The sequence below is a fragment of the Burkholderia sp. AU28863 genome, from assembly GCF_002223195.1.
Lineage (GTDB): Bacteria > Pseudomonadota > Gammaproteobacteria > Burkholderiales > Burkholderiaceae > Burkholderia > Burkholderia sola.
Genome location: NZ_NKFE01000003.1, coordinates 1,614,059 through 1,639,608 on the forward strand (window position 1 = coordinate 1,614,059; position 25,550 = coordinate 1,639,608).

Below are 25,550 nucleotides of genomic sequence, written 5' to 3' on the forward strand. Positions count from 1 at the left end.
GTCACGTCGACAGACCCCGCCGCGCGGCGATCCGTTCCCGCGACGTGACAGCGCATTTTAATGAAATCGCCCGGGTGCCTTCGCGATTTTTTGTAAAAATTCCCGCAATGCCGTGATTTCCGGCGCGTATTGTCGGCATCCTCGGCCTATGATGGACACGCGATACCGCGCACGCAGGCGATTTTCTTTCAGCCGCGAAAGGTTGGCGTCCTGATGCGCGAGCCGCTTGAACGCGCGCGTTTAAGCCGTATTTAAGTGAACCGGTGGTGTAATATCCGCCGGCTCACGCGGGCCGGAACGGGCTCGCGACGGGCATTGCCGCGGTCACGCGGCGCCTTTCAACCACGGAGGATTTCATGTCGCTTTTCGACTCTATTTCGCGCACGATCAAAGGCCTGCTGAACGATGCGGCCGATTCGGTACAGGATCCGTCGCGCGACGCACGGCAGATCGTGCGGGAGCTCGACGACAGCATCGGCCGTGCCGAGAATTCGCTGATCGAGATCGAGGCACAGGTCGCCACCCAGCGCAGCAAGCGCGATGCGGCCGACGACAAGGTGAAGAAGTATGAAGACGGCGCGAAGCGCGCGCTGCAGGGCGGCGACGAAGCGCTCGCCCGCGAGGCGCTCGCGGCCCAGTCGAACGCGGAAGCGGAGCGCGATGCGCTCGCGGCCGAGCTGGCGACGCTCGAGCCGTCGGTCGACAAGCTGAAGGGGCAGATCGCCGACATGCGCCAGCGCCGCAACGACCTGAATGCGCGCTCGAACATCCTGCAGGCCAAGCAGGAAATCGCGCAGGCGAAGGACGTGGCCGCCAGCGCGCTGGGCGGCATCGGCGGCAAGAACCTGTCCGAGGATTTTCAGAAGCTCGAGGACAAGGTCGCGCTGCAGAACGCCCGCTCGGACGCGCGCCTCAATTCGGCCGACACGTCGAGCGGCAAGGCGCTCGACGACAAGCTCGCCGCGCTGAACAAGGGCCCGTCGGTCGAGGATCGCCTCGCCGCGCTGAAGAAGCAGCTCGATACGCCTGCGCAGTAACCGCCGGGCCACCGCGCCGCGCCCCCGGCCCGGGCGCGCGGCGCGAACCGATCGTCAGGAGACGGGCGCATGCGCCCGGTTCGACCATGAAGAAATCTCTCGCCGCACTCGGCCTCTCGCTGATGTTGCTGTCGTCCGCCGCGTTTGCGGTCCCGTCGTTGCAGCAGGTCGAGCAGTCGATCGCGCAGCGCAACTGGCAGCAAGCCGACACGCAGCTGTCGCAAGTCATCGACGCCCATCCGAACAACGCGCACGCGCGCTACCTGTATGCGCAGGTGCTTGACCGCGAAGGCCGCGCGTCCGACGCGCTCGCGCAACTGCAGCGCGCGAAATCGCTCGATCCGCAACTGCGCTTCACCGATGCGTCGCGCTTCGCGCAGACGGAGTCGCGCATTCGCGCCGACGCCGCGCGCGTCAGCGGCAACACGCCGTCGGCCACGCAGGCCGGCACGCTGCAGCCGGGGCTCGCCCCCGCCGTCGCGCCGGCCGAAAAACACGGCCCGTCCACCAGCATGTGGATCGGCCTCGGACTGATCGTCGCCGTGATCGCGCTGGTGCTGCGCTGGACGCTGCGGCGCGCGCGCACGGCAGACGACGGCCGCGCCGACGATGAACGCCGTACGCAGCTCAAGCGCGCGACCGACGTGCTGAACGACATCCGGCCGCTGAAGCTCGACGCGAAACTGTCGACGGCGCCCGGCGCCGCGGCGCTGACCGGCGAACTCGAAGCGATCGAGAACGACGCGCGCACGCTCGTCGAGACGCTGTCGAACGGCAAGAATCCGGTGCCGCCGTATCGCGTCGATGAACTCGAACAGCGCCACGCCAGCGTGAAGGCGCGTGTCGAAGGCCGCCCCGACCCGGCCGCGCAGCCCACGGCGCCGGCGAACGGCAGCGGCTCCGTCTATGCGCAGGAAGCCGACCGCATGACGGGCGCCCAGGGTCAGCCGTATCAGCAGCAGCCCTACCCGCCGCAACAACCGTATCCGCAACAGCAACCGCCCGTCGTGATCCAGCAAGGCGGCGGTTTCGGCGGCGGAATGGGCGGGCTCCTGACCGGCGTGCTGCTCGGCGAAGCGATGTCCGGCGGCCGCGAGCGCGTGGTCGAACGCGACGTGATCGTCGACGGCGAGCACCGCCGGCAGGACGCCGACCCGGGCTTCGACCTCGGCCGCGGCGACGATTCGAACTGGAGCGACGGCAACAGCGGCGGCGGGATGGATCTCGGCAGCAACGACGACGGCTGGACCGACGACAACACCTGAGTACCCGCGCACCGGGCGTCGCCCGCATGTCGACGCCCGGCCACGCACGCCAGGCCCTGCCGCATGAGCGGCCGCGTCGACGCCCGGATTTGTCAATCATTTCAAGATGGGCTACCGGCAACGGGACGCGTTCGCTATCATGCGGCCATCGGCGTGCCACCGACCCTTATTCGACGCAAAGCAATCCTGCGCGTCGCGGCACGCCTCCCCCGCCCCACACAGGAGAAAGCCGCTCATGAGCATCATCAAGGAATTCAAGGAGTTCGCCGTCAAGGGCAACGTGATGGATCTCGCCGTCGGCGTGATCATCGGTGGCGCGTTCTCGAAGATCGTCGACTCGGTCGTGAAGGACCTCATCATGCCGGTCATCGGCGTGCTGACCGGCGGCCTGGATTTCTCGAACAAGTTCGTTCTGCTCGGCACCATCCCGCCGTCGTTCAAGGGTAATCCCGATTCGTTCAAGGACCTGCAGGCCGCCGGCGTCGCCGCATTCGGCTACGGCTCGTTCATCACCGTGGCGATCAATTTCGTGATCCTTGCGTTCATCATCTTCCTGATGGTGAAATTCATCAACAAGCTGCGCAAGCCGGAAGAGGCCGCACCGGCCGCGACGCCGGAAGACATCGTGCTGCTGCGCGAGATCCGCGATTCGCTCAAGCAGCGCTGATCGCGACACGCTCCGCCAGCCAGGCCCGCCCCGCGCGGGCCTTTTTATTGCGCATGCGATGCACCGCCGCATGCGGCCCATCTCACTTTTTTGTGACGAGCGAATGCACGCGCGGGAAAAGCAGGTCTATGATGGAGACTAAACGACAGTACGGGCGCCAAGACGCTGGCTGTGTCGATCATGGCGAGCAGGTCGACGGGAGACATTGATCGTCGTACTGCACGAATGCAGCATTTTCGTGTGCTATAAAGGATCGACATGCGGCGTACATAGCCGGGAGTGGGTCGCATGAAAGTGCCGCATTTCTTGCAATTGTTTTTGAGGCGAGTGTTTATGTCCTTCCCGAAAAAACGTCGGCGTGCGCCGCAGGATGGCCAGGAGTCGTTCCTCGCGGTCTTGCGCCACTCGAAGCCGTTTGCCCAGCTCGACACCAAGATTGCCCGCGCCCGCGCGCAGGACGAACCCGTCCTCTATGCGCACGTGCTGCCCGGGCTCGACGTGCTTCTGTGCAGCGTACGCGGCGCGCAGCCGCCCTATCCGGCCATCGCCGAGCTGCGCAAGCGCTGCATCGAATCGATCGCCAACGCGCTCGAGCAGCCGCTCGACGGCCTCGAGAACGGCGGATACTGGTACGAAGCGAACGGCTTCGGCTTCCTCGTGTTCGCGAGCCGGGCGCGTGCGCGCATCCTGCCCGAGTTTGGTGCAGGCACGAAGGCGAGCCTGCGCGGCGGCCTCGGCCGCCAGAACGCGGGCGACACGACACCCCGCTCGCTCGGCTGAACCGCCAGTCATTCGATGGGCCGCCTCCAGGCGGCCCATCTGCCATTTACGCGTCCCGCTTGCCCGTCACGATGCCGGCCCACGGCCGTTGTTCGGCCGCACGATGTCGATGAATGCGGCGAAATCGGCGCCGGCGAGCCCCTGCGCGGCGCCGAGCCTCAGCACCTGCTGCACGGTGGCCGATACGGGCATCACCGCGCCCGTGTCGCGCGCGGCGTCGGCGATTGCGTCGACATCCTTCTGGAACGTACTGAGCGCGCCGATCGGCGGGTGACCACCCGACGTCATGCGCGGCACGAACGTCTGCAGCAGCACCGAATCGGCCCAGCCGCCGGCGAGCGCCTCGGCCAGACGCGCGGCCTCGATGCCGCTCGCCTGTGCGAGGCCGACCGCCTCGGCGATCGCGGTGACCGTCGCGGTGACGATCGCCTGGTTGCACAGCTTCGCCGTCTGGCCGGCGCCCGCGTCGCCCATGTGCGTGATGCGCGACGCGTACGTATCGATCAGCGCGCGCACCGCGTCGAGCTCGGCCACGCGGCCGCCGGCCATCACCGCGAGCGTGCCGGCCTGCGCGCCCGGCACGCCGCCGGACACCGGCGCATCGACCCAGCCGACCTCGAGCGCGGCCGCGCGCGCCGCATAGTCGCGCGTGGCGGCGGGCGGAATGCTCGAATGATCGACGATGCGCCGCAGGCGGCGCGTGCTCGCGTCACCGGAAAGCAGCCCGTGCTCGCCGAACACGACGTCGCCGACCGCCCGGCCGTCGAGCACGCACACGAACACCGTCTCGACGCGCTCGGCCAGCTCGCGCGGCGTGCCGACCACCTGCGCGCCGTCCTTCACCAGCGCGTCGGCCTTGTCGCGCGAGCGATTCCATACGCTGACGCGATGCCCGGCCGCCAGCAAATGCCGAATCATCGGCGCGCCCATCAATCCCGGTCCGCAAAATCCGACTTCCACGATGCGCCTCGTCTCCGATATGGGTTGCAGTTGCCGCCCATCATACCTATCACTCAAGAAGCCGGGCATGCACGGGACCGTAGCGGGACCGCGGTTTGCCCCGCCAACACAGACCGATATCCCAGGGAGCGCATCATGAGCGACCACGTGTACAAGCTGATCGAACTGACCGGTTCGTCGCAACAATCGAGCGACGACGCGATCCGCAACGCAATCTCGAAAGCCGGCAAGACGCTGCACAACCTGCACTGGTTCCAGGTGACCGAAACGCGCGGCCACATCGAAGGCGACCAGGTCGTGCACTGGCAGGTCACGCTGAAGGTCGGCATGCGTATCGACGACTGACGCGCCTACGCGTCACGCGACGCCCCACCGCCGGATGCGTGCAATGCGCATCCGCGCGGCGCCGTGCCCGCCCGCATTTCGCTCCGTTCGGGCCCCTTGTCGACGCGCGGCCGGCCGGTAGCCGCGGGTATCCATCTCTTGACGCTGATTTTCGTTCATATTAAAAACGATATACCCACCCCATCCCTCGATCAGCCCAGCCATATAACCCGGAGATAACATGAGCCAGCAACGCGAGGCGATCGACACGTACCTCTTGCGCGTCTTGCACACCTTGTTGATGGAGCGCAGCGTCACACGCGCGGCCGTCAAACTGAACCAGTCGCAACCGGCGATCAGCGCCGCGCTGCGGCGCCTGCGCGACATCACCGGCGATCCGCTGCTGGTGCGCGGCAAATCCGGCATGGTCCCGACCGAATACGGGCTGCGCCTGCTCGAGCCCGTGCAGAACGCGCTGCGCGAAATCGAGCGCATCAAGTTCCAGCAGCACAACTTCGACCCGGCCACGTCGATCCGCTGCTACCGGATCGGCTGCCCCGACTACCTGAACGTGCTGTTCGTGCCGACCGTCGTCGAACGCTTCCGCCTGGCCGCGCCGAACGCGACGCTCGAGTTCCACTCGCTCGGCCCCGCGTTCGACTACGAGCTCGCGCTGGAAGACGGCAAGCTCGACATCGTCGTCGGCAACTGGCCCGAGCCGCCCGAGCAGTTGCACCTGTCGAACCTGTTCGTCGACGAAATCGTCTGCCTGATGAGCAACACGCACCCGTTCGCCAAGCGCGGCGGGCTCACGCTCGACCAGTACCTGAACGCGCCGCATCTCGCGCCGACGCCGTACTCGGTCGGCCAGCGCGGCGCGATCGACGTGCATCTCGCGCGCGAACGGCTCAAGCGCCACGTGGTCGTCACGCTGCCGTACTTCAACCTCGCGCCTTACGTGCTCGTGAAGTCGGACCTGATCTTCACGACCACGCGGCTGTTCGCCGATCACTACGCGAAGTTCCTGCCGCTGTCGGTCGTGCCGGCGCCGCTCGACTTCCCGCCGATGCAGTACTACCAGCTGTGGCACGAGCGCTGCCATTACTCCGACGAAGTGCGCTGGCTGCGCAGCCTCGTCGCCGAAGCCACTCGCACGCTGATCGAGGCGTAAGCGCATACGGCGCGCCACGCGCGCGCCGGTCACGCCGTTGCGCGGCGGGCGGTGGCGGCAACGGCCGCGCCCCGTGCGGCGCGGCCTCCCCGCCGACGCGTCAGCGCGACGCCTCCACGAGCGCGTGCGCCAGCGCGTTGTGACGCTCGATCACCGGCGGCAGATCGAGCGTCGCGAGCCGCCCTTCCCGCACCACCACCTTCCCGTTCACCACCGTGTACGCCGTCTGCGATGGCGCGCAGAACACGAGCGCCGCGACCGGATCGTGCAGCGCGCCCGCGAACAACGGCTGACGCAGGTCGAACGCGGCGAAATCCGCGGCCATGCCGGGCTTCAGCGCGCCGATGTCGTCGCGGTTCAGCACCTTCGCACCGCCGAGCGTCGCGATCTCGAGCGCTTCGCGCGCGGTCATCGCGTCGGGCCCGAAACCGACCCGCTGCAGCAGCAGCGCCTGGCGTACCTCCGCCACCATCTGCGCGCCGTCGTTCGATGCGGAACCGTCGACGCCAAGCCCGACCGGCACGCCCGCGAGCCGCATCTTCTTCACCGGCGCGATGCCGGACGCCAACCGCATGTTCGAGCACGGGCAATGCGCGACACCCGTGCCGGTGCGCGCGAACAGGCCGATGCCCGCATCGTCGAGCTGCACGCAGTGCGCGTGCCATACGTCGTGGCCGACCCAGCCGAGATCTTCCGCATATTCGGCGGGCGTCATCCCGAACTTCTCGCGGCTGTACGCGATGTCGTTGACGTTCTCCGCGAGGTGCGTGTGCAGCGACACGCCGTATTCGCGCGCGAGCACGGCCGCATCGCGCATCAGCCCGCGGCTCACCGAGAACGGCGAGCACGGCGCGACCACCACGCGCAGCATCGCGTAGCGGCCTTCGTCGTGATAGGTCTCGATCAGGCGCTGCGCGTCGCGCAGGATGTCGGGTTCGCGCTCGACGACCGAGTCGGGCGGCAACCCGCCGTCGCGCTGGCCGACGCTCATCGCGCCGCGGCTCGCATGAAAGCGCATGCCGATCCGCCGCGCGGCGCCGATGCTGTCGTCGAGCCGGCTGCCGTTCGGGTAGATGTACAGATGGTCGCTCGACGTCGTGCAGCCCGACTGCAGCAGCTCGGCCATCGCGGTCAGCGTGGACACCTCGATCATCGAGGGCGTCAGGTGCGCCCAGATCCGGTACAGGTTCGTGAGCCAGCCGAACAGTTCGGCGTTCTGCGCGGCCGGCACCGCGCGCGTGAGGCTCTGGTACATGTGGTGATGCGTGTTCACGAGCCCCGGGATCACGAGGTGGCCGCGCAGGTCGAGCACTTCGTCGGCCGTGTCGGGCAGCTCGGCGCTCGGACCGACCGCGACGATCCGGTTGTCTTCGATGTAGAGTCCCGCGTCGCGCAGCTCGCGGCGCGTGTCGTCCATGGTCACGAGCACGTCGGCGTGCTTGACCAGCAGGGTCGTCGGGCGGGATGAGGAAGGGGTCGGCGCGCGTGCGCCGGCGTGCTGCTCGAGATTCATGCGTTCTCCGCGTCGGTCTGCCTCCAGGGGGCTGCCCTGGAAGCGGTCACACAGCCGTTCGAACGCTGAATCGCGGCACGCCCCGGCGCCTGCGTCCGTTCGAACGCCCTGGCCCGGTTACCCGGCGTGCTCGCCGTCTTCGGGGTGCGCCCGGCCACCGGCCGACGCGCACGGCGGGAGGATCGCCCAAGTGCGCGCCGCGCACAATACGCGATCCCGAATACCCTGCTTCAGGGATCCGGTATGGTACGCCGCCCGATGCCCCGCCGCGTGCCCGACACCGGCGCGCTCAGCCCTGTCCGGCGGGCCGTCGACAGCCGCTCATGCGCGGCGCATTATCTTCGATATCGCGCACGTATTTGCACGGGGAACCTTTTTACAATGCCTGCACGGCGCTCGCTTCACTCTCGCCGACGGGTATGTAGCCACGTGACGTGGAGCCTCGATCCGCCGCACGGTCAATGGATCGAGTCGCCGCCGAACCTCGCATTCACACAAGGAACAACGAATGGGAAAGCTCACTACCCACGTACTCGATACGGCGCACGGCCGTCCCGGCGCCGCCATCAAGGTGGACCTCTACGCGCTGGACGGCGAATCGCGCCGCGCGATCAAGACCGTGCTGACCAATAGCGACGGCCGCTGCGACGAACCGCTGCTCGAAGGCGCGGCGCTCGCCGCCGGCGAATACGAACTCGTGTTCCATGCCGGCGACTACTTCGCGGCGCTCGGCGTGAAGGTGCCCGAACCCCGCTTCGTCGACCGCGTCGTGCTGCGCTTCGGCATCGCCGACGTTGGGTCGCACTACCACGTGCCGCTGCTCGTGTCGCCGTGGTCGTACAGCACCTATCGCGGCAGCTGACAGACGAATCAGCGCCTGCATCAAGACAAACGATCTGAGTCTGGAGGAGTTTCATGGAAGGCTTCATCACCGACTGGCTGAACCTCGCGCTGCGATGGCTGCACGTCATCGTCGCCATTGCGTGGATCGGCGAGTCGTTCTATTTCGTCGCGCTCGACAACAGCCTGAAGCCGCCGACCGACCCGAACCAGCGCAAGCGCGGGGTGTTCGGCGAGCTGTGGCACGTCCACGGCGGCGGTTTCTACAACATGCAGAAGTACACGGTCGCACCGCCGGAAATGCCCGATGACCTGCACTGGTCGAAGTGGCCGTCGTACACGACGTGGCTGTCCGGCTTCACGCTGTTCTTCGTGCTGTACCTGCTTGCCCCGAACACGTACCTGATCGACAAGAACGTGCTCGACATGGGCCCGGTGGTCGCCGTCGCGTCCGCACTCGGCTTCCTCGCGGCCGGCTGGATCGTCTACGACTCGCTGTGCCGCCTGCTCGGCACCAACGACCGCGTGCTCGGCATCTGCGTCGGCCTGTACGTCGTCGTCGCCGCATACCTCGCGTGCCACATCTTCTCGGGCCGGGCCGCCTACCTGATCGTCGGCGCGATGCTCGCGACGATCATGTCGGCGAACGTGTTCTTCGTGATCATCCCGGGCCAGCGCAAGATGGTCGACAAGATGCTCAAGGGCGAAGAACCGAACCCGATCTACGGCAAGCGCGGCAAGCAGCGTTCGGTGCACAACACGTACTTCACGCTGCCGGTCGTATTCGCGATGCTGTCGAACCACTATGCGATGACGTACACGAACAAGTTCAACTGGGTCGTGCTCGTGCTGATCATGCTGGCCGGCGCGCTGATCCGCCAGTTCTTCGTGATGCGTCACCGCGGCAAGCAGCTGTGGTACCTGCCGATCGGCGGCGTCGCGCTGCTGTCGGGCGCGCTGGTGTGGACGATGCCGAAGCCGGTCGCGCCGGAAGCGCAAGCGGCCAACGCACCGAAGATCGCGATCCACGACATCATGCCGATCCTGCAGCAGCGCTGCGTCGAATGCCACTCGGCGAAGCCGACGCTGATGGGCAGCGCGCCCGCGGGCGTGATGTTCGATACGCCGGACGAAGTGTCGAAGAACGCGCAGCGGATCTACGACCAGGCCGTGCGCCTGAAGGCGATGCCGATCGGCAACGTCACGCACATGACCGACGACGAGCGGACCAAGCTCGCCGCCTGGTTCGAGGGTGGCGCGGTCAGGTAAGCCGCCGCGCGCCGGACGTCATTCGCCGGCGCCATGCTCTCCGTTCGCGGGCCCGGTGACGGGCCCGTTTTTTTGCCCGCGCGGCGGAATGCCGTTCGCGCGTCAGCCGCGCATCGCGTCCCGCTGCAGTGCCACGAGTACGTCGCGTGCGTGCGGGCCGTCGTCGAACGGCACGAAGATGTGATCGTGGTACGCGGCGGCCATCACGTTGCAGCTGATGCCGGCCGCGCCGAGCGCCCGCGCGAACGCGGCCGTGAGGCCGACGGCCGCGAGGTCGGAATGCACGGTCAGCGTGATCCATGCGGCCCGGAACAGCACCGGCCAGCCGCGACGCGCGGCCGTCTCCTCGTCGACCACGACCGTCAGCCCTTCCGCTTCGCGGAACGTCGCGATCACTTCGGATAACGATACGTCCGCGTCGTGCGGCAGCGCGATGAATGCGAATGCGCCCGGATGCAGTTCGGGCTGCATCGTGCGCAGCAGGACAGCGAGGTCGTTTTCAGGCTGGCTCATCGGAAGATCATGCCCGGAACCGGGCGTCGTGTGGTGGCGATGCGGGCACGATAGCACGCGCTGCACGCACACCATCGCGACTTCGTCCGCGAGCCAGTCGCGGCGCGGATCGTCCTGCATGTGCCGCGGATATACAACGTGATACGCGAGCGCGGGCGCCGCGTCGACGCTCACGTCGAACGGTCGCACGAAGCGTCCGGTCACGCGTCGACCGTCTCCGGCAACCGCGCGATCGCCTTGATCTCGAACTGAAACCCGTACAGCCAGGTCACGCCGACGGCGGTCAGCGTCGGATGCGGTGCGTCGCCCCAGTATTCGGGCACGATCTCCCAGACCCGCTCGAACGTCGCTTCGGGATCGACGAGGAACACCGTCACGTCGACGACGTCGTCGAACGTGCAGCCGGCCGCGCGCAGCACCGCATTCAGGTTCTCGAACGCGCGGCGGACCTGCGCGCCCAGTTCGGGCTCGGGCGAGCCGTCCTCGCGGCTGCCGACCTGCCCGGATACGAACAGGAAGCCGTTCGAACGCAGCGCCGGCGAATAACGGTTGCGGTCGTACAGCGCCTGGCGACCCGGCGGAAAAACTACGCTACGCTTTGCCATTCGACACCTCCATCGGTCTTGTCGGGCGACGTGCCCTTGCATCCACGATGGAGGCACTTTAAGGACCGTTGCGCGGCGGATAAACCGGCAACCCTGTCCAACACTGTTTGCGCACTCCAAACAATCTGCGACCGACGCGGAGCCCCGACCGATGGATCGATTCGACGCAATGCAGGCGTTCGCCCGCGTGGTGGAAGCCGGCAGCTTCACGAAGGCAGCCGACACGCTGCACATGAGCCGCACCACCGTCACGCAACTGGTGCAGCAGCTCGAAGCGCGGCTGCGCGTGAAGCTGTTCAACCGCACGACCCGCAAGGTCGTCGTCACCGCCGACGGCGCCGCCTACTACGAGCGCGTCGTACGACTGCTGGCCGACATGGACGATGCCGAAACGAGCCTGTCGGCCGCGTCGGCGTCGCCGCGAGGGCGGCTGCGCGTGGACGTGCCGACTCCGTTCGCGCGCCTGATCCTGATCCCCGCGCTGCCCGCGTTCCATGCGCGCTATCCGGACATCCAGCTCGACATGGGCGTGAGCGATCGTGTGGTCGACGTGATCGGCGAGAACGTCGATTGCGTCGTGCGCGGCGGCGAACCGACGGACCGCGCACTGGTCGCGCGCCGCATCGGCGACCTGCGGCTCGGCGTGTACGCATCGCCCGCCTATCTCGCGCGTGCCGGCACGCCGTCGCATCCGGCCGAACTCGAGGACACGCATCACCGGGTCGTCGGCTTTCTGTGGGCGCGCACCGGCAAGACGCTGCCGTTCGCGATGGAACGCGACGGCGAGGAAGTCAATGTGCGCGGGCGCTACGTGCTCGCGGTCGACGATGGCAATGCATACCTCGAAGCCGGCCTCGCGGGGCTCGGCATCCTGTGGCTGCCCGACTACATGGCCGCCGCGTATCGCGCGAGCGGCGAGCTGGTGCCGCTGTTCGAACAATGGCAACTCGAACCGATGCCGATGTATGTCGCGTTCCCGCCGAACCGGCATGTCAGCGCGAAGCTGCGCGTGTTCGTCGACTGGGTCGCCGAGCTGATGGCCCGGCATGCGCCGGTTGCGCACCGGCGGCGCGGCGGCAACGGTTCGCGCGATACGCGCAAGGCCGTGTCAACCTGATTCGCGCGCCAGCGAGCGCACATAAAAAACCCGCGCAGGTTGCGCGGGTGTCGACAGACGAACGATCGGCCTGATTCAGGCCGTCACCGCATCCAGCGCATCCTCCGTGAGCCACAGCGACTCCTGCAGATCCTGCTCGTTCAGGTTCAGCCCGTCGCCGCCGCGATCGACGACGATGAAATCGCTGACGCCACCCAACGCGATCAGCGGGTGATGCCACACGCCCTTCGCATAGTTCACGCCCTGCCAGCCGCTCGTCACGAACGCGCGGATCTTCGCCGGATCGAGCTCGCCCGCGGGTGCGACGACGACGAGATACGGCTGGTCGTTCAGCGGCACGAACGCCTGGCTGCCGAGCGGATGCCGCTCCAGCATCTTCACCTCGAACGGCAGCGTGCGCGGCTGGCCGCGGAACAGGTTGACGAGCGGGCGGCCGCCTTCATCGGTCACGTCGACTTTCGCGAGATCGTGAAAGCGGATCGTCGTGCCGAGGTTGATCGGGATCTGCTTCGCCCCTTCCGTTTCGATCACGTCGCCGAACGGCGCAAACGCCTCCCTGGTCAGCGGTTCGATGGCAAGCGTCTTCATTTGTCGAGCGTCCCCCACAGACGCAGGCGCGACACGCCGCCGTCCGGAATGATGTTCAGTCGCACGTGCGTGACGGGGCCGAGCGACGCGATCTCCTGTTCGAAGTAGTGCTGCTTGTCCATCTGCAGCTTCTGTTCGCCGAGCAGCACCGGCCAGAACATCGACTGCGTGATCAGCGAGCTGTCCGTGCCGCCCGACACATACGCGGCTTGGATCGAGCAGCGATCCGGGTAGTTGCCCTTGAAGAACGCGGTATCGACTTCGATCTTGCGGATCACGCCCGGCTGCGCGAGCGCGATGATCGCCCAGTCGTTGCCCGGCTCGCGGCGGCGGCGGGTTTCCCAGCCGTCGCCCATGTTCACGCCGCGGCCCGGCAGCAGCAGGTTCGACGCGACGCCGAAGTGCTGGTTGTTCGCCGCCACCACGTAACCGCCGTTTTCCATCGCCGCGAGGTCGAACTGCTCGGTCGCGCTCGCGCCGGCCCAGTCGAGCTGCGGCTGGCCGTACACGCGCAGGCGCGCGATGCCGCCGTCCGGGTAGATGTTCACGCGCAAATGCGTGAACGCGCGCGCGTCGCTCGCTTCGACGTAGTGATGGCTGTTGCCTTGCAGCGTCGTCGACGGGACGATCTCGACCCACTCGGTCGCGTGCGTCGGCGCGCCGTCGGCCACGAACGCGGCGTCGATCGACGCGGCCGGCGGGAAGTTGCCGGTAAAGTGGCTCGTGTCGATGTCGAAGCCCTTGATCACGCCCGGGCGCGCGAGCTTGACGATGCACCAGTCATAGCCGGTCGTGCGCTTGCGGCGCGTTTCCCAGCCGTCCATCCATTTGCCGTGATCGTCATACTTGCCGGGGATGAAGACGGCCGGCTCGGGGTTCAGCATCCGGTCCTTCGGCGCGAAGAAATCGTCGCTCGCCTCGAGCGCCTGCGCACCGAGACGCGGGTCGGCAAGATTCACGTAGCGCCGCGTGAAATCGGGCGCGTTCGGATCGAGAAGCGGAACAGCCATGATGTTTCCTTGTTTCAGTGAGACGATCGGCCGCTGCGACGCAGCGGGCCGTATTGCGGTGTCAGGCGGCGGTGTCAGGCGTCGATCAGGTCGTCGAGGCGAAAGCGCGCGATCCGGTAGATCTGGTCGAGGCTCGCGCGCAGTTCCTCGTCGCGCGAATGATTCACGCGTGACTCGAAGTTCGCGATGATGCCGTGGCGGTCATAGCCGCGCACCGCGAGAATGAACGGGAAGCCGAATTTCTCGCGATACGTGCGGTTCAGCGTCAGCAGCTTGTCGAATTCTTCCTGCGTGCACTGGTCGAGGCCCGCACCGCTCTGCTCGCGGGTCGACTCGGCCGTCAGCTCGCCGCGCACGGCGGCCTTGCCGGCCAGCTCCGGGTGAGCGTTGATCAGCGCGAGCTGGCGCGCTTCGCCGCCGGTTTCCACCGCTTCCGACATCGTCTCGTGCAGCGCGTCGATGCTCGCGAACGGCCGCTTGCCCGCGGCGACCTCGGCCACCCACGGCGAATGTTCGAAAATCCCCGACAGCGCCGCGACGAATGCGCTCGGCGCCATCGTGTTCAGTTGTTCCAACGTGTAGCGCATCGCCTTCATGCTTTCCCTTCGTTTCGATGATTGGGCTGATACGGATGATGTTCACGCCAGTGACGCGCGATATCGACACGGCGCGTCACCCACACGCGATCGTGCTTCTCGATGTGATCGAGGAACCGCTGCAGCCCGCGGAACCGGCCCGGCCGGCCGAGCAGCCGGCAATGCATGCCGATCGACAGCATCTTCGGCGCCTCGTCGCCCTCCGCGTACAGCACGTCGAACGCGTCGCGCAGGTAGTGGAAGAAGTGGTCGCCGGTGTTGAAGCCCTGCGGCGTCGCGAAGCGCATGTCGTTCGTGTCGAGCGTGTACGGCACGATCAGTTGTGGCGACGTGCGCCCGCCCGACACCTCGACGTCCATCCAGAACGGCAGGTCGTCGCCGTAGTTGTCGGAGTCGTACAGGAAGCCGCCGTATTCGGCGACGAGGCGATGCGTGTTGGGGCTGTCGCGGCCCGTATACCAGCCGAGCGGACGCTCGCCCGTCACGCGCTCGATCGCTTCCATCCCGAGGCGCATGTGCTCGGCTTCGAGCTCCGGCGTCATGCTCTGGTAGTGGATCCAGCGCCAGCCGTGGCATGCGATTTCATGGCCAAGCTCGACGAATGCACGCGCGAGCTCCGGATGCCGCTCGATCGCCATGCCGACGCCGAATACCGTCAGCGGCAGCCCGCGCTTCTCGAATTCGCGCAGGATGCGCCACACGCCGGCCCGCGACCCGTATTCGTAGATCGACTCCATGCTCATGTGGCGGTCCGGATACGCGGCCGCGCCGACGATCTCGGACAGGAACTGCTCGGAGCCCGGATCGCCGTGCAACACGCAATTCTCGCCGCCCTCCTCGTAGTTCAGCACGAATTGCACGGCGACGCGGGCGCGCCCCGGCCAGTTCGCCTGCACGGGATGGCGGCCGTAGCCGATCAGGTCGCGAGGATAGTTGGGATCGAGTGACATGGTTCGAAGTGCGGCGAAAACGGGCTGAATGAGCAGGCTGAATGAGCAGGCCGGATGAGCGGGCTCGAATAACGGGTTCGCATCGACTGCGCGGTGCCGGCGGCCGGCCGCGCGAGCCGATGCGATGACGGCCCAGTGTAGCGAAAACGTTGATACGCGCCCATACAGCGGCGCAGATAGTGCATGTCAGACGGTGTGTATGTGCGGTTGCGGCAAATTCGGCGGAGGTTCGGCCGCCTCCCCGTCCGGCGGGCTGAAGCGGGCGAACGCGCCGTCGTAGCGCTTCGCCAGCGGCCGCGCGTAGTCGCCGCGCTTCGCGGTCGCGAGGCGCAGCGCGACGAGCGCCTCGGCCCACTTCACGGCCGCCGTGACGCCCTCGACCACCGGCGCGCCGATCTGCTGCTCGATCTCGTGCGCGAATTCGGCCATCCCCGCGCAGCCGAGCACGATCGCGTCGGCGCCGTCCTCGTCGAGCGCGCGCCGGCATTCGTCGACGATGATCCGGCGCGCGGCCGAGCCGGGCCGGTCGAGTTCGAGCACCGCGACGTCGGTCGCGCGCACGTTGCGGCAGAACCGCTTCATCCCGTAGCGCTCCGCGAGGTGCCACGCCATCCCGCAGGTCCGCGCGAGCGTCGTGACGACCGAGAAGCCCGGCGCGAGCACGCTGGCCGCATGCATCGCGGCCTCGGCGATGCCGATCACCGGCCCGCGCGCAAGCTCGCGCGCCGCGTACAGGCCCGGATCGCCGAAACATGCGATCACGTACGCGTCGCAGCCGTCGCGCTCGCCCCGCGCGACTTCGGCGAGCAGGCCGGGCGTCGCGAGTGCCTCGTCGTAATAGCCTTCGATCGACGGCGGCCCCATCGGTGGGCTCACGGCCACGATCTCCGTGCCGGCAGCCGCGACCTCGCGCGCGCAGCGGCCCATTGCGTCGGTCATCCGCTGCGTCGTATTCGGATTGATCAGTCGGATCTTCATCGCACGCTCCTTACGCGTTCGCGCTCGCGAGCAGCCGATAGAACGCGAAGCCGAGCCCCGCGCCGATGAACCACGAGAAATTCGCGAGGGCCTGCCAGCCCGGCACCATCACGCAGACGACCGCGATCACCGCGGCCGGCAACAGCGCGGCCAGCGCGCGGCGGTTCACGCCGCCCGTATACCAGTAGGCGCCGCTTTCGGACATCGTGTACAGGTCGTCGCGCACGAGACGGCCGCGCTTGACGAGGTAGAAGTCGGCGATCAGCACGCCGTACAGCGGGCCGATGAACGCGCCGAGCACGTCGAGCGTGTAGTGGATCACGGCCGGGTTGTTGAACAGGTTCCACGGCGTGATGAAAATCGACGCGACGGCCGCGAGCATCCCGCCCGCGCGCCAGCTGATCAGGCGCGGCGCGACGTTCGAGAAGTCGAACGCCGGCGACACGAAGTTCGCGACGATGTTGATGCCGATCGTCGCGATCGTGAAGGTCAGCGCGCCGAGGATCACCGCGGTCGGATGGTCGATGCGGCCGACCGTCGCGACTGGGTCGGTGATCAGTTCGCCGAACACCGGCAGCGTCGCGGCGGTGGTGATCACCGTGACGAGCGAGAACGCGAGGAAGTTGACGGGCAGCCCCCAGAAATTGCCGCGTTTCACGTCGCCGAACGAGCGGCAATAGCGCGAGAAATCGCCGAAGTTCAGCATCGGCCCGGAGAAGTACGACACGACGAGCGACACGGCGGTGATCATCACCGGAATCACTTCCGCGCCGTGATACTTGACGCCGCCGAGGTTGATGCCGATGTTGCGCCAGCCCGCGCGCCACACCATGTAGCCGGCGAGGATGAACATCACGACATAGACGGCCGGGCCCGCGAAGTCGATGAACTTCTTGATCGTCTCCATCCCGTTCCAGAACACGAACGCCTGGAGCACCCACAGCAGCATGAAGCCGGCCCAGCCGACCGCCGACAGCCCGAGGAAGCCGTAGCGATGAACGTCCGCATACGGCAGCCATTGCGGGAAGAATTTCAGCACGACGATCACGAGCGCGCTCGATGCGAGATAGGTCTGGATGCCGTACCACGCGATCGCGATCAGCCCGCGGATCACCGCCGGCACGTTCGCGCCGAGCACGCCGAACGTCGCGCGGCACGCGACCGGATACGGTACGCCGATCTGCTGGCTCGGCCGCGCGATCAGGTTGCACAGCGCGTTCACGAGGCCGATGCCGACGATCAGCGCGATCAGCACCTGCCAGCTCGTCAGCCCGAGCGCGAAGAGGCTGCCCGCGAATACGTAGCCGCCGACGCTGTGCACGTCGGACATCCAGAACGCAAAGATGTTGTACGAACCCCATGTCTGATTTTTAAGGGGTGCCAAATCTTCGTTGTACAGACGTTCGCTGTAACCATCCGGCAGTGCCGGACCGCCGCCCTCGCCGCCTTCTTCCGCCGGATAGGCGCTGTCGTGTGCCACACTGAACTGAGCCATGACTTCTCCTTGACGCGGCCGACAGGCCGCTCCACCGTCATCGATATCGCTCCGGATCATCGCCCGGAGTCGGACCCGCGGCCCGCGGCAAACACCGCAGGCCTGCATTGCGCTCGTCGTGTGGCGCGCGGCCGGGTTCGCGTCGCCGCTCAGGCGCCGCCGAACACTTCGCGCAAATCGACCTGCCCTTGCGCGGGCCGGTCCAGCATCTTCAGTTCGACATGCTGCAGGTGGCGCGCCATCAGCGTCACCGCCTGCTTAGGATCGCCCGCCTCCAGCGCGGCGAGGATCTCGTCGTGGTCGTCGCACGAGCACGGGCTGCGCCCGTGCGATTCGTACAGCGCCGACATCAGCGTCGAGCGTGCGACGAGCCCTTCGAGGCACTCGCTGAGCGTCGCATTGCCCATCAGCGTCGCGAGCGCCGTATGGAATTCGCCCGACAGCCGGATCCACGCCGCGAAGTCGTGCCGCTCGAACGCCTTGCGTTCCTTGTCGATCAGCGCCGCGACGCCCTTCAGCCGCCTGGCGCCGGGGCCGGTCGCGAGCCGCTCGACGACGGCAAGCTCGATGATCCGGCGCATCTCGAACACTTCGTGCACGTCCTGCAGCGTCGGGCTCGCGACGAATGCGCCACGGTTCGGCTCGAGGTCGACCAGCTTGTCGGTCGCGAGCTGAGCGAGCGCCTGGCGAATCGTCCCGCGCTTCACGCCGAACACGTCGCAGAGCTGCGCCTCCGTCAGCTTCGCGCCAGGCGCGAGCCGATGCTCGAGGATCGCGGTGCGGATCCGCTCGGCGATCGCTTCGGGGCTGGTCGCACCGGACGGGGAGGAATCGGGCTCGTTCATGATCTGCATCGTGTGATGGTCCTCATCCTAGGGTGGACATAAAGATTGTCAACAATTCTTTTGAAGTATTTCGCACAATCGATGTGCGCGAGCGTGTTCCTATTCGGTGCAATGCGCACAACATCCAAGCAATACAAGCCTGACAGGCAAAATGGAGGCCCCTCTCGTCGTATGCCCGCCCGCTTATTTTGTTGACAAAATTGGTGCAAAAACGGGCGAAGCGCCCGTAGGCGCCAACGAAAAATATTGACCGTTAGTTGCGTAACTACATAAAGAAAAAGGCGGGAAACCCCGCCTTTCGATCGATCGCGCCGGCATCAGCCGAGATGCGGATAGTCGGACAGCGTGAGCCGGAATCCGTGCGCATTCGCGACCAGTTGCGCGTGGGCGCCGAACGGCAGCGTCAGCAGATCTGGCACATGGCCGAACTGGAGCCCCGTGACGACCGGGATGCCGACCACCGCGCGAACCTGGTCGATCATCGCCTGCATGTCGTAGCCGTTGTCGTACTCGAACGGCCGTGCGCCGGTGAACTGGCCGAGCACGAGCGCCTGCTGCCGCGCGAGCAGCCCCGACAGGTGCAGTTGATAGATCATCCGCTCGATCCGGAACGGCTGCTCGTTGACGTCTTCGATGAACAGGATCCCGCCTTCGATATCGGGCATGTACGGCGTGCCGACCAGCGACGTGAGGATCGCGAGGTTGCCGCCCCACAGCGTGCCCGTCACGTTCACCGCCTGCACCTGCGGTGCGTCGGCGATGATCGTCGTGCTCGACTGCGTCAGCGTCTGCCAGAAATGCTGCATCGTGAAGTCGCTCGGCGTTTGAGCGCCGAAGTCGGCCGACAGCATCGGGCCGCCGAACGTCTTGATGCGCGCCTTCGCGTAGAGCGCCAGTTGAATCGCCGTGAAGTCGCTGTGACCCACGAGCGCGACCGGCTGGTCGCGCAACCGGCGTTCGAGCCCGCGATAGTCGAGGCCGTGCAGGATGCGCGCGGCGCCGTAGCCGCCGCGCACCGCGAGCGCGATGTCCGGCAGCGGCCGTTCGGGATCGGCGAGCCGGTTCAGGTCGCCTGCCCGCTCGCCGTCGGTGCCGCCGAAACGCTGGAAGCGCCGCTGCGTCGCCTCGATGTTCTCGATGCGTTGCTGCGCGGTGCTGAGGCGCTCGAGCGCGCGGTTGATCGCGTCGGGGTCGTGCGGATAGCCGGACGGCGCCAGCAGGCGGATGGTGTAGGACGCGGCGGGCTGGAAGGACATGGCGAAGGGTGTCGGGGTCGTCAAACCTGCTTAGAGGGCCTGAACCGTGTCCGGTTCACGAAAACCGTGCACGCCGGGCGCGGCGGGACGCAGCCTATGACGCGCCGGATTCGGCGTCGCGGGCGAGCCGCGCGTCGCGCAGCGCGCGACGGCGCTCGGCGAAGAACGACTTCAGCGCGGCGCCGCATTCGTCGGCGAGCACGCCGCCGGTCACTGCGGTGTGGTGATTCAGCTGCGGATTCGCGAATGCGTCGATCACGCTGCCGCACGCGCCCGTCTTCGGGTCGGCCGCGCCGTAGACGACCCGCGCGATGCGGGCGTGCATGATCGCGCCTGCGCACATCAGGCACGGCTCGAGCGTCACGTACAGTTCGCAGCCGGGCATCCGGTAATTCTGCAGATGCTGCGCGGCCATGCGCAACGCGGCCATTTCGGCATGCGCGGACGGGTCGTGTCCGCCGATCGGATGGTTGAAGCCGCGGGCGATCACTTCGTCGCCGCGCACGAGCACCGCGCCGACCGGCACTTCACCGGCCGCGCGCGCCTCTTCGGCGGCGGCCTGCGCAAGACGCATGAAATGCAGATCCCGCGCCGAGACGGGCGCGGTTTCGGGAACGGGAGAATCGGCGGCGGGGTCAGCGGCCGCGGCGGCTGCCGAGCGTGCTGCGTCGTGCAGCGCGTCGGACGTCACATCGTCCCCGCTTCGGCGGGCGCGTCGTCGAGCCCGCGCTCGCACAGGCGCTCGGCGATGCGTCGGCAGTAGTCGCGCGGCATCACCATCGGGCCGCCGCGCAACGATTCGAGCGCCATGTCGAGCGCAAGGATCTTCGCCTGCAGCCGGCAGCGCGCGGCACGGTCGCTGACCGCCTGCACTTCGTCGTGCAGGTTGCGCAGCGCGCGCAGTTGCTCGACGGCCGGCGGCACGAAGCCCGCGTTCTTCAGGATACGGTTGGCCACGCGCACCTCCTCGGGCACGAGCAGGTCGTCATCCAGCGCCTGTGGCGCGCCGGTACCCGGCAAATCGTCGAACTCGCCCCGCGCGGCGGCGGCGGCAATACGTTGTTCGACCAGGGCGTCAAGCAATCTCATCAGTCAATCGGAACAATGCGGCAGGCCGAATTCTAGCAGGGTGACGCCGGTATGACAGGCCCTTCGAATACATGCTCGATATTGTGTTTTTAGGGGCCGAATCGCCGCGCATGCGTGCCGATCGGCGTCGGTTGCCGCTCTGCTGCGCCGCAACAGGCTGAGCGCGGTTTGGACGCGTGCAAATGGAACGCGTAGCCGGACCCATTTCTTATCCCGCCGATACAGCCGACCGCTGTCGACGCGGTGAAAACGCCATGCGCATCCCCCGCTGCCCGATCACGCAGCCGCCGTTTCCGGCCGCGCCTTCGCGAACGGGCGGAACATCGTCGCGATCAGGAACGCGCCGATCCCGATCACGAACGAGCCGAGGTACAGCCAGCCGTAACTGCCGAACGCATCGACGATCAGCCCGCCGGCAACCGGGCCCGCGGCCATCCCGAGGCTGCCGGCCATCGCGCAGCCGCCGATCACGGTACCCATCATTCGTAGCGGGAAATTCTCGCGCGCGAGCACCGAATACAACGGCATCACGCCCGCATAGATGAAACCGAACAGCGTCGCGACCGCGTAGAAGCCGTCGAGCGTGCGCACGAAGTAGTAGCCGAGCGCGCCCAGCGCTTGCGCGAGCAGCCCCGCCACCAGCATGCGCTTCGCGCCGAGCCGATCGCCGAGGATCCCGAACGCGATCCGGCCGCCCATGCCCGCGAGCCCTTCGACGCTATAGATCGACACGGCGACGATCAGCGGAATCCCGCAAGTTACCGCGTAGCTGACCGTATGGAAGATCGGGCCCGAATGCGTCGCGCAGCAGAAGAAGTTGGTCAGCACGAGCACCATGAACTGCGGCGAGCGCAGCGCATCCGCGACCGACATCGCGGCGGGCGCGCCGGCGGACGCAGGCGCAGCCGCCGCGTGCGTGGATCCAGGATCGAGCGCGGGCGCCCGGCGCACGAGCAGCGATACCGGAATCATCACGACGGCCGCCAGCGCGGCGATCAGCAGCATCGACGTGCGCCAGTCGCGAACCGACACGAGCCACGCGGCCAGCGGCGCCATCGTCATCGGCGCCATCCCCATGCCGGCCGACACGAGCGACACCGCGAGGCTGCGGTGCGTATCGAACCAGCCGGTCACGCACGCCATCATCGGCGCGAATATCGCGGCCGTCGCGCTGCCGACGGCCAGGCCGAAGGTCAACTGGAACACGAGCAGCGACGGCGCGCGGCTCGCCAGCGCGAGGCTCGCCGACAGCAGCACGGCGCCCGCGATGACCACCGGCCGCGTACCGACGCGGTCCGACAGGCTGCCCCACGCCATGCTTGCGAACGCCATCGCGATGAAACCAAGCGTCATCGCGGCGGAAATGCCGGTCATCGACCAGCCCGTATCGCGCGCGATAGACCGTAGAAACACCGGCAACGAAAACATCGCGCCGATCGCGACGCAGCCCATCAGGCCGCCCGCGGCGACGATCACCCAGCGGTATCGGGAATCCGGCATGTGGCGTGTCATGTGGCCTCTCCTGGTTCGTTGCGCCATTTGCGGAAACCGGCTGCCGGCCGCATGGCGCGGCACACTGCCCGGTCGATATCGATACGACGGGCGACGCATCGGGAAATCGACATGCGAGGCGCGTGGTCCGCGGATTTTTATTGTCGGCGATTGCGCGCGGCTCGCAAGGGTCGGATCGCGCGCCCCACTTTTCCTCAACGGGAAATTCGAAATCAGAAATCGTTGGTTGGGGCACGCACTTGCGCTGGCTACACTCGCCCCATCTTGTCATAACAAGTTGACCGATGAACCCGCCCAACGTCGTGCCGCTGTCCGCGGCCCCGCTCTACGTGCAGATCAAGGACACGCTGCGCGCGCGCATACTCGACGGCACCTACGCGCCGCACAGCCGGATGCCGTCCGAGCACGCGCTCTGCGCGATGTTCGACGTGAGCCGCATCACGGTGCGCCAGGCGCTCGGCGATCTGCAGAAGGAAGGCCTGCTGTTCAAGCTGCACGGCAAGGGCACGTTCGTGTCGAAGCCGAAGGCGTTCCAGAACGTGACGTCGCTGCAGGGCTTCGCCGAGGCGATGTCGTCGATGGGCTACGAGATCGTCAACCAGTTGCGCAGCCTGCGCACCGTGAAGGCCGATCGCCATCTCGCGACGAAGCTGAACGTGCCCGAAGGCGCGCCGCTCGTCGAGATCCATCGCGTGCGGCTGCTGAACCGCGAACCCGTGTCGCTCGAACAGACCTGGGTGCCGGAGGCGCTCGGCAAGCGCCTCGCCGGCGCCGATCTCGCCACCCGCGACATCTTCCTGATCCTGGAGAACGACTGCGGCATCCCGCTCGGTCATGCCGACGTGTCGATCGACGCGATCCTCGCGGACGACGAAATCGTCGACGCGCTGCACGTCGAGGAAAGCAGCCCCGTGCTGCGCATCGAGCGCCTCACGCACGACGCGTCGGGCGCGCCGATCGACTACGAATACCTCTACTTCCGCGGCGACGCCTTCCAGTACCGGTTGCGCGTCGACCGGCAAAAGGCGCGCAAACCTGCAAGGAACCCGCGATGAATACCCATGTGCACGAATACGACATCGTCGTGGTCGGCGGCGGCACGGCCGGCCCGATGGCGGCCATCAAGGCGAAAGAGCGCGATCCGTCCCTGCGCGTGCTGCTGCTCGAGAAGGCCAACGTCAAACGCAGCGGCGCGATCTCGATGGGGATGGACGGCCTGAACAACGCGGTGATCCCCGGTCATGCTACGCCCGAGCAGTACACGCGCGAGATCACGATCGCCAACGACGGGATCGTCGACCAGGAAGCCGTGTACGCGTACGCGACGCACAGCTTCGCGACGATCGAGCAACTCGACCGCTGGGGCGTGAAGTTCGAGAAGGACGGCACCGGCGACTATGCGGTGAAGAAGGTCCACCACATGGGCTCGTACGTGCTGCCGATGCCGGAAGGCCACGACATCAAGAAGGTGCTGTACCGGCAACTGAAGCGCGCCCGCATCGCGATCACGAACCGGATCGTCGCGACGCGCGTGCTGACCGACGCGCAGGGCCGCGCGAGCGGCGTGCTTGGCTTCGACTGCCGCACCGCCGATTTCCACGTGATCCGTGCGAAGGCCGTCATCCTCTGCTGCGGCGCGGCCGGCCGCCTCGGCCTGCCGGCGTCGGGCTACCTGATGGGCACGTACGAGAACCCGACCAACGCGGGCGACGGCTACGCGATGGCCTATCACGCGGGCGCCGCGCTCGCGAACCTCGAATGCTTCCAGATCAATCCATTGATCAAGGACTACAACGGCCCGGCGTGCGCATACGTGACGGGGCCCCTGGGCGGCTTCACCGCGAACGGCAAGGGCGAACGCTTCATCGAATGCGACTACTGGAGCGGCCAGATGATGTGGGAGTTCTACCAGGAACTGCAGAGCGGCAACGGCCCCGTGTTCCTGAAGCTCGACCATCTCGCTGAAGAAACGATCCGCACCATCGAGCAGATCCTGCATACGAACGAACGGCCGAGCCGCGGCCGCTTCCATGCGGGGCGCGGCACCGACTACCGCAGCCAGATGGTCGAAATGCACATCTCCGAGATCGGTTTCTGCAGCGGCCACAGCGCATCGGGCGTGTACGTGAATGCGCGCGCGGAGACGACCGTGCCGGGGCTGTACGCCGCCGGCGACATGGCGGCCGTCCCGCACAACTACATGCTCGGTGCGTTCACGTACGGCTGGTTCGCCGGGCAAAACGCGGCCGACTACGTGGCCGGCCGCGAACATGCGCCGGTGGATGACGAACAGGTCGATGCCGAACGCACCCGCGTGCTCGCGCCGCTGCAGCGCGAGCGCGGCCTCGCGCCGGCTCAGGTCGAGTACAAGCTGCGCCGGATGGTGAACGACTACCTGCAACCGCCGAAGGTGACGCGCAAGATGGAAATCGGGCTGCAACGTTTTTACGGCATTACTGAGGACATCAAAGAAATAAAGGCGAACAATCCACACGAACTGATGCGTGCGGCCGAAGTGCGCGCGATCCGCGACTGCGCGGAAATGGCTGCGCGCGCGTCGCTGTTCCGCACCGAGAGCCGCTGGGGGCTGTACCACCATCGCGTCGATTTTCCGCACCGCGACGATGCCGAATGGTTCTGCCACACGTGGCTGCGCAAGGATGCCGCGGGCGCGATGCGCAGCGAGAAGCGGCCGGTCGAACCCTACGTCGTGCCGCTCGCCGACGACGAACGCGGCGCCTACGCGCAGTTGCGCATCCGCGAACCGGCCGCGCTCGCGGCCGCCCTGTAGGGAACCTTGCCATGCCCCATACCCCGCACGACATCTTCCAGCGCAGCAGCGCGCCCGTGACGATCGACGAGTCGCTGTGCATCGCCGACAAGGGCTGCACCGTGTGCGTCGACGTGTGCCCGCTCGACCTGCTCGCGATCGACGTCACCAAGGGCAAGGCGTACATGCAGTTCGACGAATGCTGGTACTGCATGCCGTGCGAACGCGACTGCCCGACCGGCGCGGTCAAGGTCGATATTCCGTACCTGCTGCGCTGACACGGCGCGCGGCCCGACACCGACGACAGCACGACCGAGCCCGTATTCATCGACATCAAGCGCCGCTGTCTCGCGCTATTGCGCAACGCCGCCTGAGCGCGCGTACTGGCCCATTCACCGCA

The 25,550-nt window shown here is 67.1% G+C and carries 27 protein-coding genes and 1 pseudogene; 13 read left to right on the plus strand and 15 right to left on the minus strand.

Going from position 1 to position 25,550, the window contains the following annotated elements:
* The first annotated feature begins 356 nt into the window (after window positions 1-356).
* The 4 genes from CFB81_RS09860 (at window position 357) to CFB81_RS09875 (ending at window position 3,749) form a co-directional block, all read left to right on the plus strand.
* Complete coding sequence (locus tag CFB81_RS09860; protein WP_050013305.1) at window positions 357-1,037, plus strand: PspA/IM30 family protein; 681 nt, start codon at window positions 357-359, stop codon at window positions 1,035-1,037.
* A gap of 86 nt (window positions 1,038-1,123) precedes the next feature.
* Window positions 1,124-2,302 (plus strand): tetratricopeptide repeat protein, encoded by a 1,179-nt coding sequence (locus CFB81_RS09865; protein ID WP_089435180.1) that lies wholly within the window; start codon window positions 1,124-1,126, stop codon window positions 2,300-2,302.
* Between the two features lie 235 nt (window positions 2,303-2,537).
* Window positions 2,538-2,969 (plus strand): large conductance mechanosensitive channel protein MscL, encoded by a 432-nt coding sequence (gene mscL, locus CFB81_RS09870; RefSeq protein WP_006752022.1) that lies wholly within the window; start codon window positions 2,538-2,540, stop codon window positions 2,967-2,969.
* A 333-nt stretch (window positions 2,970-3,302) separates the two neighbouring features.
* Window positions 3,303-3,749, plus strand: a complete 447-nt coding sequence (locus tag CFB81_RS09875; protein WP_006488003.1) for a hypothetical protein — start codon at window positions 3,303-3,305, stop codon at window positions 3,747-3,749.
* Between the two features lie 66 nt (window positions 3,750-3,815).
* On the opposite strand, the gene CFB81_RS09880 is transcribed toward CFB81_RS09875, so the two are convergent.
* Window positions 3,816-4,709, minus strand: coding sequence for an NAD(P)-dependent oxidoreductase (locus tag CFB81_RS09880; protein WP_089435181.1), 894 nt, complete (start codon window positions 4,707-4,709; stop codon window positions 3,816-3,818).
* 135 nt (window positions 4,710-4,844) lie between these two features.
* On the opposite strand from CFB81_RS09880, the gene CFB81_RS09885 reads away from it, so the two are divergent.
* Window positions 4,845-5,054 carry a dodecin gene (locus CFB81_RS09885; RefSeq protein WP_011549586.1) on the plus strand — a complete coding sequence of 70 codons (210 nt, stop codon included), beginning with the start codon at window positions 4,845-4,847 and terminating at the stop codon, window positions 5,052-5,054.
* 220 nt (window positions 5,055-5,274) lie between these two features.
* On the plus strand, window positions 5,275-6,204 hold the full coding sequence (locus CFB81_RS09890) for a LysR substrate-binding domain-containing protein (protein WP_006478550.1): 930 nt from the start codon (window positions 5,275-5,277) through the stop codon (window positions 6,202-6,204).
* Between the two features lie 100 nt (window positions 6,205-6,304).
* On the opposite strand, the gene CFB81_RS09895 is transcribed toward CFB81_RS09890, so the two are convergent.
* On the minus strand, window positions 6,305-7,717 hold the full coding sequence (locus tag CFB81_RS09895) for an 8-oxoguanine deaminase (protein ID WP_089435182.1): 1,413 nt from the start codon (window positions 7,715-7,717) through the stop codon (window positions 6,305-6,307).
* Window positions 7,718-8,225: 508 nt separating this feature from the next.
* Here CFB81_RS09895 and uraH point away from each other — a divergent pair.
* Window positions 8,226-8,579 carry a hydroxyisourate hydrolase gene (gene uraH / locus CFB81_RS09905; protein ID WP_089435183.1) on the plus strand — a complete coding sequence of 118 codons (354 nt, stop codon included), beginning with the start codon at window positions 8,226-8,228 and terminating at the stop codon, window positions 8,577-8,579.
* A gap of 53 nt (window positions 8,580-8,632) precedes the next feature.
* Window positions 8,633-9,826 (plus strand): urate hydroxylase PuuD, encoded by a 1,194-nt coding sequence (locus CFB81_RS09910; protein WP_069617627.1) that lies wholly within the window; start codon window positions 8,633-8,635, stop codon window positions 9,824-9,826.
* A 102-nt stretch (window positions 9,827-9,928) separates the two neighbouring features.
* Here CFB81_RS09910 and CFB81_RS09915 read toward each other — a convergent pair whose 3' ends face one another.
* Together CFB81_RS09915 and CFB81_RS09920 are read right to left on the minus strand one after the other, a co-directional pair.
* Window positions 9,929-10,339, minus strand: a complete 411-nt coding sequence (locus tag CFB81_RS09915; protein ID WP_089435364.1) for an ACT domain-containing protein — start codon at window positions 10,337-10,339, stop codon at window positions 9,929-9,931.
* A gap of 200 nt (window positions 10,340-10,539) precedes the next feature.
* Complete coding sequence (locus CFB81_RS09920) at window positions 10,540-10,944, minus strand: RidA family protein (protein WP_069617629.1); 405 nt, start codon at window positions 10,942-10,944, stop codon at window positions 10,540-10,542.
* 151 nt (window positions 10,945-11,095) lie between these two features.
* Between CFB81_RS09920 and CFB81_RS09925 the strand changes: the two genes are divergently transcribed.
* Complete coding sequence (locus CFB81_RS09925) at window positions 11,096-12,061, plus strand: LysR family transcriptional regulator (protein ID WP_089435184.1); 966 nt, start codon at window positions 11,096-11,098, stop codon at window positions 12,059-12,061.
* Between the two features lie 75 nt (window positions 12,062-12,136).
* Here CFB81_RS09925 and CFB81_RS09930 read toward each other — a convergent pair whose 3' ends face one another.
* The 11 genes from CFB81_RS09930 to CFB81_RS09980 form a co-directional block, all read right to left on the minus strand.
* The gene (locus CFB81_RS09930; protein ID WP_089435185.1) at window positions 12,137-12,649 is read right to left on the minus strand and encodes an ureidoglycolate lyase; all 513 of its coding nucleotides are present in this window, start codon (window positions 12,647-12,649) and stop codon (window positions 12,137-12,139) included.
* Entirely contained in the window at window positions 12,646-13,659 is a 1,014-nt protein-coding gene (gene alc, locus CFB81_RS09935) for an allantoicase (RefSeq protein ID WP_089435186.1), read from the minus strand. The genes CFB81_RS09930 and alc overlap by 4 nt, the downstream gene beginning before the upstream one ends.
* Window positions 13,660-13,733: 74 nt before the next feature.
* The gene (gene uraD, locus CFB81_RS09940; protein WP_069617633.1) at window positions 13,734-14,255 is read right to left on the minus strand and encodes a 2-oxo-4-hydroxy-4-carboxy-5-ureidoimidazoline decarboxylase; all 522 of its coding nucleotides are present in this window, start codon (window positions 14,253-14,255) and stop codon (window positions 13,734-13,736) included.
* Window positions 14,252-15,205 carry an allantoinase PuuE gene (gene puuE, locus CFB81_RS09945; protein WP_034207577.1) on the minus strand — a complete coding sequence of 318 codons (954 nt, stop codon included), beginning with the start codon at window positions 15,203-15,205 and terminating at the stop codon, window positions 14,252-14,254. Before puuE ends, uraD begins: the two co-directional genes overlap by 4 nt.
* A gap of 186 nt (window positions 15,206-15,391) precedes the next feature.
* On the minus strand, window positions 15,392-16,183 hold the full coding sequence (locus CFB81_RS09950) for an aspartate/glutamate racemase family protein (protein ID WP_089435187.1): 792 nt from the start codon (window positions 16,181-16,183) through the stop codon (window positions 15,392-15,394).
* 10 nt (window positions 16,184-16,193) lie between these two features.
* Window positions 16,194-17,678, minus strand: a complete 1,485-nt coding sequence (locus tag CFB81_RS09955) for an NCS1 family nucleobase:cation symporter-1 (RefSeq protein WP_089435188.1) — start codon at window positions 17,676-17,678, stop codon at window positions 16,194-16,196.
* 149 nt (window positions 17,679-17,827) lie between these two features.
* A complete protein-coding gene (locus CFB81_RS09960; RefSeq protein WP_069617636.1) occupies window positions 17,828-18,532 on the minus strand; it encodes a GntR family transcriptional regulator in 705 nt (234 codons plus the stop codon).
* Window positions 18,533-18,840: 308 nt separating this feature from the next.
* Window positions 18,841-19,779, minus strand: a complete 939-nt coding sequence (gene ldcA, locus CFB81_RS09965) for a muramoyltetrapeptide carboxypeptidase (RefSeq protein ID WP_089435189.1) — start codon at window positions 19,777-19,779, stop codon at window positions 18,841-18,843.
* A gap of 94 nt (window positions 19,780-19,873) precedes the next feature.
* Window positions 19,874-20,470 carry a tRNA adenosine(34) deaminase TadA gene (gene tadA / locus CFB81_RS09970; protein WP_069617638.1) on the minus strand — a complete coding sequence of 199 codons (597 nt, stop codon included), beginning with the start codon at window positions 20,468-20,470 and terminating at the stop codon, window positions 19,874-19,876.
* The gene (locus tag CFB81_RS09975) at window positions 20,467-20,868 is read right to left on the minus strand and encodes a DnaJ family domain-containing protein (protein WP_027784729.1); all 402 of its coding nucleotides are present in this window, start codon (window positions 20,866-20,868) and stop codon (window positions 20,467-20,469) included. The genes tadA and CFB81_RS09975 overlap by 4 nt, the downstream gene beginning before the upstream one ends.
* 276 nt (window positions 20,869-21,144) lie before the next feature.
* Window positions 21,145-22,368 (minus strand): MFS transporter, encoded by a 1,224-nt coding sequence (locus CFB81_RS09980; RefSeq protein WP_089435365.1) that lies wholly within the window; start codon window positions 22,366-22,368, stop codon window positions 21,145-21,147.
* Window positions 22,369-22,664: 296 nt separating this feature from the next.
* Here CFB81_RS09980 and CFB81_RS09985 point away from each other — a divergent pair, with 296 nt between their 5' ends.
* From CFB81_RS09985 to CFB81_RS36790, 4 genes and pseudogenes are all read left to right on the plus strand, one after another.
* The gene (locus CFB81_RS09985; protein WP_069617640.1) at window positions 22,665-23,435 is read left to right on the plus strand and encodes a GntR family transcriptional regulator; all 771 of its coding nucleotides are present in this window, start codon (window positions 22,665-22,667) and stop codon (window positions 23,433-23,435) included.
* Window positions 23,432-25,171, plus strand: a complete 1,740-nt coding sequence (locus CFB81_RS09990) for a fumarate reductase/succinate dehydrogenase flavoprotein subunit (RefSeq protein WP_089435190.1) — start codon at window positions 23,432-23,434, stop codon at window positions 25,169-25,171. Before CFB81_RS09985 ends, CFB81_RS09990 begins: the two co-directional genes overlap by 4 nt.
* A gap of 11 nt (window positions 25,172-25,182) precedes the next feature.
* Window positions 25,183-25,428, plus strand: coding sequence for a ferredoxin family protein (locus CFB81_RS09995; RefSeq protein ID WP_006490846.1), 246 nt, complete (start codon window positions 25,183-25,185; stop codon window positions 25,426-25,428).
* Window positions 25,429-25,434: 6 nt separating this feature from the next.
* A pseudogene (locus tag CFB81_RS36790) lies at window positions 25,435-25,524 on the plus strand (ABC transporter ATP-binding protein); the annotation flags it as partial.
* Between the last annotated feature and the right edge of the window lie 26 nt (window positions 25,525-25,550).